Source organism: Calothrix sp. PCC 6303 (assembly GCF_000317435.1).
GTDB lineage: Bacteria > Cyanobacteriota > Cyanobacteriia > Cyanobacteriales > Nostocaceae > PCC-6303.
Genome location: NC_019751.1, coordinates 5634407 through 5649528, shown reverse-complemented (window position 1 = coordinate 5649528; position 15122 = coordinate 5634407). Strand labels below are relative to the sequence as shown.

The window sequence follows — 15122 nt, the reverse complement described above, 5'->3', positions numbered from 1 at the left end:
TTTTGTTTGCAGCTATCCAGAAAATGCAGAATGAACAAGACATGCGATCGCATGTTATCCCAAAAGCTGGTGAGTATTTTACCGAAAATTATGTGAAGCAAGCGTTGAAGCGGATGTTTCGTAAGCTTGAAGTTTCATCTCGTGTGGAACTAGTGATGCAGCTTCGGGCATCTCCCGATATAAAATCTGAAAGTTATTAAAACTCGATTCCCGGTTGTGCTTTTACTCCCTGTTCTCTGAATGGATGCTTAACCAAAGTCATCTCTGTGACTAAATCTGCACGATCAATTAATTCTTTTGGCGCACCTCTGCCCGTCAAAATAACATGACTCTGCTGAGGTTTTTGTTCCAACCCAGCTAAAACATCTTCAATATTTAAATAACCTAGTTTGAGGGCAATATTTACTTCATCTAATAACACCATCCGAAACTCAGGATTACAGATATATGTCATCGCTTTGTTCCAAGCAGCAACAGCAGTTTCCGTATCTCGTTCTCTATTTTGCGTATCCCAAGTAAAACCCTCTCCCATGGCATGAAATTCTAGCTGGTTTTGCCAGACACTCAGAACATTTTTTTCTGCTGGTTCCCATGCACCTTTAATAAATTGGATAATTGCCACCTTGTAACCATGTCCCAAGGAACGTAGAACCATCCCTAAAGCTGCTGTGGTTTTACCCTTACCATTGCCTGTATTGACGATAATTAATCCCTTTTCTGGGATAGCTTCAGCAATGCGCTTTTCTTGGACTTCCTTGCGTCGCTGCATTTTTTTTTGATACTGTTCATCATTTAAACCCGCAGCTTCTTTGACTGCCGCATCTGATGTACTTTCCCAAGATTGATTTTGATTGTTATGCATATTTTTTTGCGTATACCAGAAGGGACGAATAATCTAGAACAACTGAATATTCTATTTTTCTATTGATCTGAAGTTGAACATGCCGGATTTCTTGCTAGATACTTGAATACGTAGTTATAGTTAAACATAAGTTATATTTTTTACATAAGATTTACGCTACATACCTCAATTATTAATTTTAAATGTTAATAGGAGTCAAAATGAATAGATCTGAAATCGCTATTATGGCAAGGGAGTATCTTAAGAATAGTCCTCATGGAACGATGAATTTCCATAATGGACAAATAATTGTCTTACCTACCGTTTTACCTCCAGATATCAATACTTCAGAACTTGCTGAGGTATCAGAAGCATTAGTTAGAGATTTTGTTGAACAAAATCAGCAATGTCGTGTATTTGAAATGGGTACAGGTACTGGTGGTCCAATTTTGTCGGTTGCTAAGATACCAGGAGTTACGGCTAGCGCTGCGGATATTGTCCCTATGGCTGTGTTAAATGCACAAGCCAATGCGATTTGGTGGGGAGTCAAATGTGATATTTATCAGAGTGATTTATTTGACAATGTTCCAAACGGGCAATTTAATCTAATTATTTGGAATATACCTTGGTTATCAGAGGATCCTGGTGAAATTGAAGACATTCACTTTAAAGGTGGTTTTGATCCTGGTTATAAATCTTTGTGGAGATTCCTCAATCAATGTAATGATTACCGTTTAGCACCGGGTGGTCAAATATTGCTGGCAGTAGATCGTCTTTTCTGTAATCGAGATGCTGTACATAACTATATTGATAAAGCAGGCTTTAATATGGAAGTTTTCCGAGAAGCTACAAATATGTGGGCAGGTATGGAATTACAGTTAGATTTTTTATTACTGAGCCGCAGGTAAAAAATTAAGGCGTTGCTAAATCATGGGATGATTTTGTCGTATTTTGGAGGATTTATTAATAGTTTCAGCCGTTGATTTATCCCGCATTTATCCAACGCCAAAATTAAGATTGAAAAAAGCACCTCTTTTTTTAGAGGAAAACTTACTACACTCATATCCCCGATATCTTGAAGATGTCGGGGATCTTTTGGTTTACTGTCGGTGTATGGTAAATAAGCTTAGACGCATCTAAATGACATCTTTTGAAGTCTAAAAGGCTTGCTATAAAGCTTTTGCGATTACAAACTAAGTGCGTTTTAGCTTATCTATTTAATTAATTTTTCGCGCAAAATCGGGGTAACACTACTCTACAAAGGCGTGAACACCGATCTAGCAGGTTGCACGGTCATCTTTACAATATGCATATAAGAATAAATTGACTCTGCTTTATTATGTGGGACAGGCAAGATGCCTGATGAGATTTTATGCAACCTACTAATCCTAACCAATTTACCGAAAAAGCCTGGGAAGCGATCGCGCAAACTCCCGAAACCGCTAAACAACATAATCAACAGCAAATTGAAAGTGAACACTTGATGAAGTCTTTGCTGGAACAGGATGGTTTAGCTGGGGCTATTTTTACGAAAGCGGGTGTGAATCTCCAAAAACTCCGCGACAAAACAGATCAATTCATCCAAAGACAACCAAAGGTATCTGGTAGTAGCACCTCTGTTTATTTGGGTCGCAGTTTAGATACACTTTTAGATCGGGCGGATGCTGGACGTAAAGACTTTGGTGATGAGTATATTTCTGTTGAGCATCTATTGCTGGCATACTCAAAAGATGACCGTTTTGGCAAGGGTTTATTTCAAGAATTTGGATTAAACGAAAATAAGCTTAAAGATATTATTAAACAAATTCGGGGGAGTCAAAAAGTGACTGATCAAAGTCCAGAAGGAAAATATGATGCACTGGAAAAATATGGGCGTGATTTAACAGAGGCTGCCCGCAAAGGTAAACTAGATCCAGTAATTGGACGGGATGATGAGATTCGTCGCACTGTGCAGATTCTTTCCCGACGGACTAAGAATAATCCGGTGTTGATTGGAGAACCTGGTGTGGGTAAAACTGCCATTGCTGAAGGTTTAGCACAACGGATTATTGCTGGAGATGTCCCCCAATCCCTCAAGGATCGACAATTAATTAGTTTGGATATGGGTGCTTTGATTGCAGGTGCCAAATTCCGGGGTGAATTTGAAGAACGTTTGAAAGCAGTTCTGAAGGAAGTGACGGACTCCAACGGGAATATAGTTTTATTTATTGATGAGATTCATACCGTTGTGGGTGCGGGTGCTACCCAAGGGGCAATGGATGCCGGGAACTTACTCAAGCCGATGTTAGCGCGGGGTGAGTTGCGCTGTATTGGGGCAACAACTTTGGATGAGTATCGGAAGTATATTGAGAAGGATGCAGCCTTAGAACGGCGTTTTCAACAGGTATATGTAGATCAACCCAGTGTTGAGGACACCATTTCGATTTTACGGGGTTTGAAAGAGCGTTATGAAGTTCACCACGGGGTGAGAATCGCTGATAATTCCTTGGTAGCTGCCGCTACATTATCTAGTAGATATATTTCCGATCGCTTCCTCCCCGATAAAGCGATAGATTTGGTAGATGAAGCGGCTGCGCGGTTGAAAATGGAAATTACCTCCAAACCAGAGGAATTAGACGAAATCGATCGCAAGATTCTGCAACTGGAAATGGAGAAGCTATCATTACAAAAAGAGAGTGATCCAGCATCACGCGATCGCTTGGAAAGATTAGAGAAGGAATTGGCTGATTTAAAAGAAGAACAGCGTACCCTCAGCACCCAATGGCAATCGGAAAAAGGTGTAATTACCAAGATTCAATCGGTTAAAGAAGAAATCGATCGAATGAATATCGAAATTCAACAAGCTGAACGCAATTATGACCTGAATCGGGCGGCTGAGTTGAAATACGGCAAATTAACCGATTTACATCGCAAATTGGAAACAGCCGAAGGTGAACTGGCACAAGCACAGCGCAGTGGTAAATCTTTACTGCGGGAAGAAGTTACCGAAGCTGACATTGCCGAAGTCATTTCCAAGTGGACAGGTATCCCCATCAGCAAGTTGGTGGAATCGGAAAAAGAAAAGCTTCTTCACCTGGAAGATGAACTACATCAACGTGTGATTGGGCAGAATGAAGCAGTCACAGCAGTTGCCGACGCGATTCAACGTTCCCGTGCAGGACTTGCCGATCCTAATCGTCCCATAGCTAGCTTTATTTTCCTTGGTCCCACAGGTGTTGGTAAAACCGAATTAGCTAAGGCTTTAGCAGCCTATCTATTTGATACTGATGAGGCGATGGTACGCATTGATATGTCAGAGTATATGGAGAAACACGCAGTTTCCCGCCTGATTGGTGCGCCTCCTGGGTACGTAGGTTATGACGAGGGTGGGCAACTTACCGAAGCAATTCGCCGCCGTCCCTACACTGTAGTGCTATTCGATGAGATCGAAAAAGCACACCCAGATGTGTTTAATATTTTCCTGCAAATTCTGGATGATGGACGTGTCACCGATGCCCAAGGACGCACAATTGACTTTAAAAATACCATCATCATTATGACTAGTAATATTGGTTCCCAATACATCCTAGATGTAGCTGGGGATGATTCCAATTATGATGATATGCGCTTTAGAGTCACCGAAGCCATGAGAAACGCCTTCCGTCCCGAATTCCTCAACCGGGTAGATGAGCAAATTATCTTCCACACCCTGCAAAAATCAGAACTACGTAATATTGTCCAATTGCAGATAAATCGGTTAAGAAATCGATTAAGCGATCGCAAAATGTCTCTAAAGGTATCTGACACAGCACTTGACTTTTTAGCCGAAGTCGGGTACGACCCCGTATATGGTGCGCGTCCCCTCAAACGTGCTATCCAACGGGAACTAGAAACCCAAATTGCTAAACGCATCCTTCGCGGAGAATTTAGCGATGGTAACACCATCTTTGTGGATGTGGAAAATGAGCGGCTTTCCTTTACTCCGTTACCCGCTCAATTAGTCACAACTTAGAATAATCGCTCAGATATTCAGAAGCGACAGCGCAATCCAATATTACCATTTCATTAATGTTGGGTTGCGATCGCTAATATTTTCCAGGCTTAGTTTCTTTTCTGATGAGGGAGTTGGAAACTACAACTCTTCTAAACTTCTATCCCTTTATCCCGATAAGCAAAACGTAAACTCTGCACCAAAATTACTAGGGAGGCAGCAGCCATTAAACCACCCCAAAACCAGTAGGGTAAAAGCAATTGTTGCTGAATTTGGGCTGTATCAGATAATCCCAAAGAACCAGCATTATAACTAAATAAATAATCTAATTGGTGGTAGGTGCTAATACAAGCTTGAACACCCAGAAATTGAATAATAAAGCCTTGTAACCAGCGGGGAGCCTTAAGACCCATTGCCAGGATAATAATACCGAGAATAGAAATAGCGATAATTCCAAAGAGCGATCGCACCCACACTAGAACGGAAAATAATAGGAATCCACCTAGGATTTTCAGACTTAATGTGGCAGCTTTAAAGCTACGGGAAACCATAATCAAAATAGCCCCGGCAATCGGTGGTCCCATAGGTCCTGCGGCAGCAACCAATGCACGTCGGATGGGATCCCAATTTCCCGGAAAACTATACCTGGCAAACCCAGAACCACTACTAAATATCTGCAATTCCTGAAATCTTCCCCCCAATAGCACAGCCATTAAACCATGTGCCATTTCGTGGAACCAGGTTGCTAGAATCGTGAAGGGATACAAAATATAATCACCACCTGGAATTTGCCACAACACAGCGGTGGCAACCGCAGCACCAACTAACCAAGTTAGTCCCATCCGTTCTACAGTCACTGAAGCTTGTGTTGTTCCAGAGTTAAAGGCTTTTCCAGGTTCACTCATAAAGCATCCAAGAATCAAAGTCATTTTTCAAGTAATACTACAAGTGTAACTAGTGTTTTCCTAGGTGACGTTTTCAGGTTGGGAACTGCCTTAGAAATGAACAGTTATTAGCAAGATTCAAACTCCACTGTACCCTAATAACTGTTCCCTGTTCACCGATTAAGTTGTCCGCTAATCATTGATAATGTCACAATTGGTGCTGTCACAGCCCGAAAAATTTGCTTTCCAATAGAAACAGGTTTAAATCCAGCAGCAACGGCTAATTGTAATTCTGTATCCGTCCATCCGCCTTCTGGTCCAATAGCGATCGCTAAATCATTTCCGCTACTATTTTCCCAGCTATTGAGTAAATGGGGATAGTCGCCGCGCCCTTCACAGATAAATTTATCTTCTGTAGTTAATAATTTCCAACTCTCAGTAAATTTAACAGGTTCACCAATTATCGGGACAATCATCCTTTCTGACTGTTCAGCCGCTTCCTGAGAGATTTTCCGCCAACGTTCTAATTTTTGCATACTGGGTTGAAGCAGAGTGCGATCGCTTAAAACTGGTATGATTTTAGCAACTCCCAATTCCGTACAATAGCGAACCACATCATCAAAATTATTGCCCTTGGGCAAAGCCAAAATCAAAGTCACCGCAATTGGTAACTCTGTATCTCCCTTCACAACTTCTAAAATCTTTCCTTGTTCCCCCACGAGTTTCACCAACCAACACATGCCCTTACCATCCATCGCCAAAAATTTCTCCCCATTCCCCAATCGCAACACCCGCAGTAAGTAATGTTGCTGTTCTGAAGTGAGTAAAATTTGTTCATCCTGGATTTGATTTACAGAAATGGTAATGCGTTGAATTTGAGACATGGAAAAAGTCTAGGGTGTGTTATGACTACACAAGGATTTTAGGGCTTGAATAAATGATAATTTGTCGTAACGCACCACTACCATCTGAAATATGGTGCGTTACGGATTTCATCCTAACGCACCCTACACAGATAATTTTCCGGTAAAATACAAATTCTGTGGGTTTTATTCAGGAGCTACCTTTGCTAACACTAGGCGTAAATATCGACCACATCGCCACTATCCGCCAAGCCAGAAGGACAGTGGAACCAGACCCCGTAGCTGCGGCTGTATTGGCAGAATTAGCAGGTGCAGACGGGATTACAGCCCATTTACGTGAAGATCGACGACACATGCAAGATCGGGATGTGCGGCTACTACGGGAAACAGTCCGCACACACCTCAACCTCGAAATGGCAGCCACCGATGAGATGGTAGCGATCGCATTAGACATCAAACCCGATTATGTCACTCTAGTACCAGAAAAACGTGAAGAAGTCACCACAGAAGGTGGTTTAGATATTACTGGTCAAATTGGTAGAATTGGAGAAGTTGTCAGTAAACTTCAAGATGCTGATATTCCGGTTAGTCTTTTTATTGATGCTGAAAAATCACAAATTGATGCATCTGTCAAGGTAAAAGCAAAATTTATTGAACTCCACACTGGAAGCTACGCTGAAGCTAAAGACGAGGCTAACCGGAAACATCAACTAAATTACCTTGCTCAAGGCTGTGAATACGCAATTCAAGCCGGATTGCGGGTAAATGCTGGACATGGACTGACCTACTGGAACGTCTACCCAGTGGCGATGCTTCCAGGTATGGAAGAATTAAATATAGGACATACCATCATTAGTCGAGCTGCATTAGTGGGCATGGAACGGGCAGTTAGAGAAATGAAACAGGCAATGCGTGGTCTATTGTAAACAGGAAAAAACAGGGAGTCTGCCAAATTACTGTTCTGTCAAACAATTAAGCAAGAGCTTTATGAGCGCACCAGAAATTAACCAGCTTCCGCTTTGGGTACAAGATCGGGATACCGTACTCGATAGTAGTAAATCTGCTGATATTCAGTGGCGTAACGACACAATACCAGATTACACACGCTCTAATCATAACTTAGCTACTGAAAGTGTCTGCAATCACCTCACAGGTTCCCTAGAATCCATCGTTCAAAACCTAGTTAGAACTTTTGAATTAGAAGCATCATGCAAAACCAACCCCCAACAGTGGTTATCAGTAGTTCAAGGCAAGTTTCGCGCTAGTACCAACGGTGGAAAACAACTGACAGCAGAGGAATTAGGCAAACTCGGCACTTACAATGCATTTATGCCCGATTCAGAATTTTACAAATCTTCAGAAGAATCATTTGAATCTTCCCATAAAATCTTTCATAGTTCCTTTCCTAAAGGTTTCCCATGGGAATTATTGGAAGTTTATTCAGGACCTCCAGTTGTCACCTTTAAATGGCGACATTGGGGACACTTTAATGGAGCATATAAAGACTTTGCTCCCACAGGAGAAACAATCGAAATCATAGGGATAAGCGTAGCGAAAGTTACCGATGACCTAAAAATTATTGCTATTGAGCATTATTTCGATAACAGTCAATTTTTACAGAGGTTAACCGCAGGTGGTAAGTTAGATTCATCTCCCGATTCAACTAGTTCTCCAGCTAATGGTTGTCCATTTGGTTAAAAGAGCGTAGTTTAGCGCCGTAGGTATCGCCAACCATATTGGGGTGTAGTTCTCGCTACACCCCAGAGTTATCTGAAGTGATTGTTTGGAATATTTAACCTCTTTCGCGGAATTCCCCATCCCTCTACAGGGTGGGGATGAATAGCGGACAAAAACGAGACCCACCCTAATCAATATCAACCGCAGGTTGTTGAGAGAGGGCTGTAGTCGAGTTTTTGTCAATCTCCAATGTTGGCAGTCGGTCAATATAGTCTTCAATTATTTGAGTCACTGTTTTTTCCTTGATCGCGGCATAGTTTTTTAGTTTATTGAAACGCCTTTCTGATATGCGAATATGTACTTCTTTTGTTTTCATAGGTATGTCCACAACATAGACATACTTATGATACTATATAAATGGTTGTTGACCCACCCACACGGCTCATAACAAACGGTCATAGTAGCGGTAGTACGCGCAACCTCGTCTAAGAGCGTGAGAAAGGGGGAAAGACCTCGATCACTGGTTCGCATCGGTTACGCCCTGCGGTAAAAAAAATAAGCCACACAGAGGTGTACGAAAAAGAAATAAAACTGCCTGCGGGAGGCGGGCGGCTGCGCGGGTTCTCCCTTGAGGAGATAAACGGTGCAAACCGAGAGACGCTGTGTAAGTCCAATCTGTACTTGTACAAGGAGGCTGCGACGAATGAGACGCGAAACAATGATGGTTGCTTTGAGGAAGCTCCGGCTTCAGCGAAGCAAGCCGGAGTACTTCACCAATAAAAATAGCTGAAATTCAACGAAAACGATGAAAACATACTATTATCTTTTAGCAAGCCAACGCTTCTTACTGGAAGAAGAACCCCTAGATGAAGTTCTCAAAGAGCGGATTCGTTATTACCATGAACAAGAAAAAGAAATCGATTTTTGGTTAGTTAAACAGCCAGCATTTCTAGAAGTTCCACAAATGGCAGCAGTCAAAGGAAAATGCCCCCAACCATGTGCGGCAATTGTTTCCACTAACCAACAGTTTATTACCTGGTTAAAACTCCGTTTGGAATATGTACTGGTTGGAGAATTTCAAGCTCCTTCAGCTACAATAGCTGATCCTTTGGCATCTCTAGTACAAGTGTAGGGACAGGAAACTAGGAAACAAAAGGCAACCCATAATGAAGCCCAAAATCCTATTTTCCAATTTTCGGGAACAAAATACTGTGCTTAGAATCTTTTAAGAGAAGCCAATTTATGTATTTAACTGTTGTGCAGAGACTTCAGACTTTACCGAGTGTTTTAGCTCTTGCTTACGCTAGTTTAATGGGAAGCATGAGTTCTGTCGTTGCTCAACAAGCTATCCCCACCTGTAAAGCTCCAAATCCAGGTGAGTATCTATTGTTGGTAAACAGTCCCAGAGCCGAAAATCAAGGGCAATTACGCCGCGTTTTGCCCAGTGAAACTAAAACTACTACCTGTCGGTACCTCAACGATACTGTGACGCGTATTGGCGGTTTTAGCCGCATCGAAGATGCGAACCGTTGGGCAAAATTTATCCGTGAATCTGCGGGTTTATCTGCAACTATTACTACTCGCCCTGCGGAAGCAGTAGCCCAACCAGTTAGTTATAGACCCCAACCTTTAGGTTTTGGTTATGCCATATTGGTTGATTATTTCAACAAAACCGAACTTGCTGCCCAAGTTCAACAGGTTGTCGGAGGTGATGTCGGCTTTGTTTCCTATGGACAAAGACCCTATCTGTTGGCAGTTTACACCACCAACCAAACTGAAGCCTACAGCACTTTGCAAAAACTCAGCGAGCGTGGATTTTTCGCTCAGTTAGTTGATGCTCGTAAGGTGATGTTACTACGTCAGTCTGTGAAGCTACAGTAGATCAAACTCTCCAGAAACTTATTGCTCTAGGGTATTGAGATCCCCGATTTCTTCAAGAAATCGGGGATCTATTATTTATCATCTCTAGTAAAATAAGTGAGATTTTCTGAGAATCAAAGTTAATGCTCAAGCAACCTGAAATACTTCCCCAGCATTTGGTAGTATTTACCCGTTTTCCAGAAGCAGGAATCACAAAAACTCGCCTAATTCCCTCTTTAGGTGCTGAAGGTGCAGCTAATCTTCAGCGTCAAATGACAGAACACACGATGAATCAGGTAAAGCACCTAAAACTATCTACTAATGTTTCGGTAGAAGTTTGTTTTGCTGGCGGTGATGTATCATTGATGCAAAATTGGCTGGGTGATGAATTTATTTACCAGTCGCAAGGAGACGGAGACTTAGGTGAGCGAATGATGCGATCGCTTACTGGCGCTTTTGCTAGTAATGCCGTCAAAGTAGTTATTATTGGTACTGATTGTCCCGATATCGATATCGATATTTTAAATTCAGCATTCACCCATTTAGATACATCAGACTTAGTTCTCGGTCCTGCCGTTGATGGTGGTTATTATCTAATTGGTTTAAAATATCCACACCCAGAATTATTTATCAATGTTAACTGGGGAACCTCTCAAGTATTCCAGCAAACATTCGATATTGCCCGTCAACTAAGCTTATCAATGACTCAGTTAATATACTTAACTGATATAGATCATCCGGAAGACTTGGTAATTTGGGAGAAAAGAAAGTTGGGTAGTGGGGATAGTGAAAGGCTAATAGCCTAAGAATTATTAACTTTTAATTCTTCAGTTTTAGTGAAACCCTAAAATACTGGTATATAGTGGCACTAAGTTTTTCCTGACGACAGCCTAAATGACTGATGCTACCGTGGTGTAGTTTCAGGTGAGGGTGTAAATTTTTATAGTTAGCTATAAATAAGTATCTGAAATCTTAAATAACACCTAAAGTTACGGGAACAATATTCCAGTAACTTGAAATATGACAATCCTTTGTATTAACTGCAAAAAACAAAAGTTATGGTAAATCAATTAAACGGCATTAATACTTCTCGCACTCTAAAAGTGGCAGGGATAATCCTGATGCTATCTTTTATGCTGGATTTTGTAATTCTCCTGTTTCCTTTTCAACCAACAGATAAAGGTTGGCAAATTTCCTTAGCAACCGCCCTTGTCGATCGGGGTATCGTTCCCATGGTTGGTTTGGGACTTTTATTTGCTGGATATTGGGTTGATGCAACAAATGACGGTGGTGTTTCTGGCGGCTTTGACTTACGTCTTCCGTCCTTAATTTTTTCAAGTGTTTTGGGGCTGATATTTTTGCTCATTTTCCCATTGCACTTGAATAATATTCGTCAAGCCAGTAACCAAGCAGTAGCCGAAATAACTCGAAGAGCAGATCAAGATGAAGCCGTGGTGACAGCTAGACTTAACCAAGGACTAGCTGTTTTGGGTACAGAACAGGGAAAAGCTGCATTTGACAAGCAAAAAGCTGAGTTGAAAACTAGAATTACTGAGCTAATCAAAGATGAGCAAAAATATAAATTAGCAATTGAAAGTCCTCAAGTCGATCCATCTGAGAAAGAAATTCTCAAAAAGTTAAAAGCCAATCCTCAAGAAGTAGACAAATTAATCGACCAGCAAGTAGACTTTCAATCCCAAGCAGATGAACAAAAACGTCAGATTCGGGAACGAAAAGAAGCAGGCGAAAAACAAGCGCGGGATGGTGCTTGGAAATCTGGTCTGAGAATCGGTATCAGTAGCTTGTTGCTATCTATTGGTTACGTCATTATCGGCTGGACAGGATTAAGGGGTATGGGTGCAACAAAAGGTGGTAGTGGACGTAAAGTTGCTGCACGTTAGTTCTTTCCATCACAAACAAGTATTGAATCGGGTATAGGGAAGAATCATCTTCAACCTTCACACTCATAACCCTATACCCTCTGGCTTTCAGATTATTTTTGATTACTCAATATTAAATAGTTATTAGGTAATAGTTAATACCACCAACTAAATACAATTTATTTAAAAACTAAATTCAAAATGATTTCGATTTACATATTAACTTATAACGAAGAGCTAGATATCTCTGCCTGCATAGAGTCGGCGATGATTTCCGATGACGTAATTGTGGTGGATTCTTGCAGTAGCGATCGCACTGTGGAAGTAGCCAAGCGTTATCCGGTGCGTGTTGTCGAACATGCCTTTGAAAGTCATGGTTTGCAACGTACTTGGATGCTAGAAAATATTACCCCCAAATACGATTGGGTATATATCCTCGAAGCCGATGAGCGGATGACACCTGAACTATTTGCTGAATGTCTTCAAGCTAAAAAAAATCCTGAATATATCGGTTATTACGTAGCCGAAAGAGTAATGTTTTTGGGTAAATGGATCCGCCATAGCACCCAATATCCTCGTTACCAAATGCGTCTATTTCAACATGGCAAAGTTTGGTTTAGTGACTATGGACACACCGAACGTGAAGAATGTGATGGTGCCACCAGCTTTTTGAAAGAAACATATCCCCACTACACCTGCGGTAAAGGCTTGAGTCGTTGGATTGACAAGCACAATCGTTACTCTAGCGATGAAGCGCAAGAAACCATCAAACAACTCAAAAACGGTAAAGTTGATTGGGTGAATTTATTTTTTGGCAAATCAGAAGTCGAACGTCGTCGCGCTCTCAAAGATTTGTCTTTGCGCTTACCAGGTAGACCTTTTATCCGCTTTATCTACATGTATTTTATCCTGGGTGGGTTTCTCGATGGCGGTTCAGGATTTGCTTGGTGTACCTTACAAGCATTTTATGAATATTTGATTTTATTAAAGGCTTGGGAGATTCGGAATCTACCCGTACCAAATTTAGATGATAAACCTCTGACGGGAGTGAGTCAGAGTAAATAGGACACCATACAGGACAATAATTAACCCAATCGGAAATTGGTATAAACCTTAGAATGAGGATACCAATCTAATTTGTACTGTCTGCGGATGTATTATGGTTCTACAAACCGAAAATCAAATAACTTTGCAGGAGTTCCTCAATCTCCCCCCAGGTGAGGGTGATATCACTTATGAACTCGTGGATGGTCAAATATTTCCGAAAATGTCACCAAAAAAATTTCACTCTCGACTCACCCGTGCCGTACTATGTTTAGTTGAGGAATGGTGCGATGGTAAAGGTGAAGTTTTTATTGAGTTAGCGATTAAACTCACCCGGCAACAACGTGATTGGGTACCCACACCAGATCTTTTATACATTTCTCACGAATGTCTACCAGCCAATTGGGATGAAGACACTGCATGTCCTGTTGCTCCCGATTTAGTTATTGAGATTATCTCACCCGGACAAACTTTTGGACAAATGATCGCCAAAGCCAAAGACTATCTCAATGCTGGAGTATTGAGGGTTTGGGTGGTGGATAGCCAAGCTAGAAGCGTTACAGTATTTTATCCCGATGCAGCCCCACAGACCTATATGGGAGAAGAACTAGTTACAGATTCGCTGTTTCCAGAATTAGAATTTACGGCAGAAACAGTATTTACAATGGCGAAAATACCCAAGTAGTCCTGCAAAATAAATTATCTATTTAGGCAAGGGAACAGGGAACGGGCAACAGCCATTTCACTCGTGTTGAAAAATGTCTAAATTCTAAATTAAATTCTAAATTAAATTCTAAATATTTATGCCTATGTACTTAAGAGTATTTAGACTCATTTGTCAGCGGCAAGAAGTCCTGTTACATAAATTGACAGTTCTGCAAAATTTTTTCTCATAATAGTGCCTATAAAGCTCTAATATTTACTCAATCACTGGCAGTAATTTCTGGTTTTCGTCAGATGTTTTGCCAGTCTTGGGCAGTTTTTGTTGTGGCACGATAGGATTAGTATTATCTTTAAGACTTGCAACAATAATTTACAAGGCTTAAAAATAGTACAAATCTAGATATGACTAGGTTAGCTGGAAGTATTCTGATAGGGTTATTTTGGTATTACTTCTAGTTCCGACTTTGGGCAGGAGTGAGAAGTTATCCCACGTTAGCTACATCAGAAATATCGCCAAGGTGAGAAAGCCTAGTTTTATCCTATGGATTAACTGCTAGTGTTTAGCCGTTAGCTACCAAGAACAAAAGCCATATCGTGGACAACTACTGGTATGAGTATTCAGAAAAGAACTTCCATTAGCATAAAAAAGGAGAATCGGGGCTTGGTCATCGAACGCTTAAAGCAAGACTTAAAAAATGACCTAATCGCTGGTTTGCTGGTAGTGATTCCCTTAGCCACCACGATTTGGTTAACCATTACTATTGCTAACTGGGTAATTGATTTTCTCACCCAAATTCCTAAACAACTCAATCCTTTTGATGGAATGCACCCAATTGTGGTGAATTTGCTAAATCTCTTGGTGGGGTTTGCAGTTCCCCTATTGAGTATTTTAGTAATTGGCTTGATGGCTCGTAACATTGCTGGGCAGTGGTTGCTTGATTTTGGTGAGCGCTTCTTACAGGCAATTCCCTTAGCCGGACAGGTTTACAAAACCCTCAAACAACTTTTAGAGACATTACTAAAAGACACCAATGGCAAGTTTCGTCGAGTAATTCTAGTAGAATATCCTCGTCCAGGGATTTGGGCGATCGCATTCGTCACAGGAGTCATTAGTAGCGATATTCAAGCACAAATGTCCCGTCCAATGTTAAGTGTTTTTATCCCCACTACACCAAACCCTACCACCGGGTGGTATGCAGTAATTCCCGAAGACGAAGCTGTCAATCTCTCGCTTTCTATCGAAGATGCCTTTAAAATTGTTGTTTCTGGCGGTATTGTTGCCCCCACTAATCCATCAAATTTACCATCTCCATTGGTAGTACAAGAACGGCAAAAAGAACACAAGGTAGAAATTCCCGTCCTGGAAACTAAGCGTTCAGCAATAAAGGTTGAAGAAACGTGATAAAAATTCCAGTACAGTTGTAACTACACATAGTCCTC

General features: G+C 41.2%; 15 protein-coding genes and 1 pseudogene. 12 read left to right on the top strand and 4 right to left on the bottom strand.

The window, feature by feature from the left end:
- Positions 1 to 74 precede the first annotated feature (74 nt).
- A pseudogene (locus tag CAL6303_RS30885) lies at positions 75 to 200 on the top strand (LuxR family transcriptional regulator); the annotation flags it as partial.
- Here the strand turns inward: CAL6303_RS30885 and cobO are convergent.
- The gene (gene cobO / locus CAL6303_RS22865; RefSeq protein ID WP_015200205.1) at positions 197 to 862 is read right to left on the bottom strand and encodes a cob(I)yrinic acid a,c-diamide adenosyltransferase; all 666 of its coding nucleotides are present in this window, start codon (positions 860 to 862) and stop codon (positions 197 to 199) included. The pseudogene CAL6303_RS30885 and the gene cobO overlap by 4 nt on opposite strands.
- A 200-nt stretch (positions 863 to 1062) precedes the next feature.
- Here cobO and CAL6303_RS28665 point away from each other — a divergent pair, with 200 nt between their 5' ends.
- Together CAL6303_RS28665 and clpB are read left to right on the top strand one after the other, a co-directional pair.
- Positions 1063 to 1749 carry a methyltransferase gene (locus CAL6303_RS28665; RefSeq protein ID WP_015200204.1) on the top strand — a complete coding sequence of 229 codons (687 nt, stop codon included), beginning with the start codon at positions 1063 to 1065 and terminating at the stop codon, positions 1747 to 1749.
- Between the two features lie 464 nt (positions 1750 to 2213).
- Entirely contained in the window at positions 2214 to 4832 is a 2619-nt protein-coding gene (gene clpB, locus CAL6303_RS22855) for an ATP-dependent chaperone ClpB (RefSeq protein WP_015200203.1), read from the top strand.
- Positions 4833 to 4963: 131 nt separating this feature from the next.
- On the opposite strand, the gene CAL6303_RS22850 is transcribed toward clpB, so the two are convergent.
- The gene (locus tag CAL6303_RS22850; RefSeq protein WP_015200202.1) at positions 4964 to 5716 is read right to left on the bottom strand and encodes a M50 family metallopeptidase; all 753 of its coding nucleotides are present in this window, start codon (positions 5714 to 5716) and stop codon (positions 4964 to 4966) included.
- 152 nt (positions 5717 to 5868) lie between these two features.
- Positions 5869 to 6579, bottom strand: a complete 711-nt coding sequence (locus tag CAL6303_RS22845; protein WP_015200201.1) for a 16S rRNA (uracil(1498)-N(3))-methyltransferase — start codon at positions 6577 to 6579, stop codon at positions 5869 to 5871.
- A gap of 182 nt (positions 6580 to 6761) precedes the next feature.
- Here CAL6303_RS22845 and CAL6303_RS22840 point away from each other — a divergent pair, with 182 nt between their 5' ends.
- Positions 6762 to 7484: a pyridoxine 5'-phosphate synthase gene (locus CAL6303_RS22840; RefSeq protein ID WP_041740866.1), complete on the top strand. Its 723-nt coding sequence runs from the start codon at positions 6762 to 6764 to the stop codon at positions 7482 to 7484.
- Between the two features lie 61 nt (positions 7485 to 7545).
- Positions 7546 to 8256, top strand: coding sequence for a hypothetical protein (locus tag CAL6303_RS22835; RefSeq protein ID WP_015200199.1), 711 nt, complete (start codon positions 7546 to 7548; stop codon positions 8254 to 8256).
- Positions 8257 to 8422: 166 nt separating this feature from the next.
- On the opposite strand, the gene CAL6303_RS22830 is transcribed toward CAL6303_RS22835, so the two are convergent.
- Positions 8423 to 8611, bottom strand: a complete 189-nt coding sequence (locus CAL6303_RS22830; protein ID WP_015200198.1) for a hypothetical protein — start codon at positions 8609 to 8611, stop codon at positions 8423 to 8425.
- A 429-nt stretch (positions 8612 to 9040) separates the two neighbouring features.
- Here CAL6303_RS22830 and CAL6303_RS22820 point away from each other — a divergent pair, with 429 nt between their 5' ends.
- The 7 genes from CAL6303_RS22820 to CAL6303_RS22790 all read left to right on the top strand — a co-directional run bounded on the left by CAL6303_RS22820 (position 9041) and on the right by CAL6303_RS22790 (position 15084).
- The gene (locus tag CAL6303_RS22820; RefSeq protein WP_015200197.1) at positions 9041 to 9367 is read left to right on the top strand and encodes an MgPME-cyclase complex family protein; all 327 of its coding nucleotides are present in this window, start codon (positions 9041 to 9043) and stop codon (positions 9365 to 9367) included.
- A 110-nt stretch (positions 9368 to 9477) separates the two neighbouring features.
- Positions 9478 to 10116, top strand: coding sequence for a hypothetical protein (locus CAL6303_RS22815; RefSeq protein ID WP_015200196.1), 639 nt, complete (start codon positions 9478 to 9480; stop codon positions 10114 to 10116).
- Between the two features lie 122 nt (positions 10117 to 10238).
- Positions 10239 to 10901, top strand: coding sequence for a TIGR04282 family arsenosugar biosynthesis glycosyltransferase (locus tag CAL6303_RS22810; RefSeq protein WP_015200195.1), 663 nt, complete (start codon positions 10239 to 10241; stop codon positions 10899 to 10901).
- Between the two features lie 252 nt (positions 10902 to 11153).
- Positions 11154 to 11996 carry an HpsJ family protein gene (locus CAL6303_RS22805; protein ID WP_015200194.1) on the top strand — a complete coding sequence of 281 codons (843 nt, stop codon included), beginning with the start codon at positions 11154 to 11156 and terminating at the stop codon, positions 11994 to 11996.
- Between the two features lie 180 nt (positions 11997 to 12176).
- On the top strand, positions 12177 to 13040 hold the full coding sequence (locus CAL6303_RS22800; RefSeq protein ID WP_015200193.1) for a glycosyltransferase family 2 protein: 864 nt from the start codon (positions 12177 to 12179) through the stop codon (positions 13038 to 13040).
- Positions 13041 to 13134: 94 nt separating this feature from the next.
- Positions 13135 to 13704, top strand: a complete 570-nt coding sequence (locus CAL6303_RS22795) for a Uma2 family endonuclease (RefSeq protein ID WP_015200192.1) — start codon at positions 13135 to 13137, stop codon at positions 13702 to 13704.
- Positions 13705 to 14292: 588 nt separating this feature from the next.
- Entirely contained in the window at positions 14293 to 15084 is a 792-nt protein-coding gene (locus tag CAL6303_RS22790; protein WP_015200191.1) for a DUF502 domain-containing protein, read from the top strand.
- The last annotated feature ends 38 nt before the right edge of the window (positions 15085 to 15122 follow it).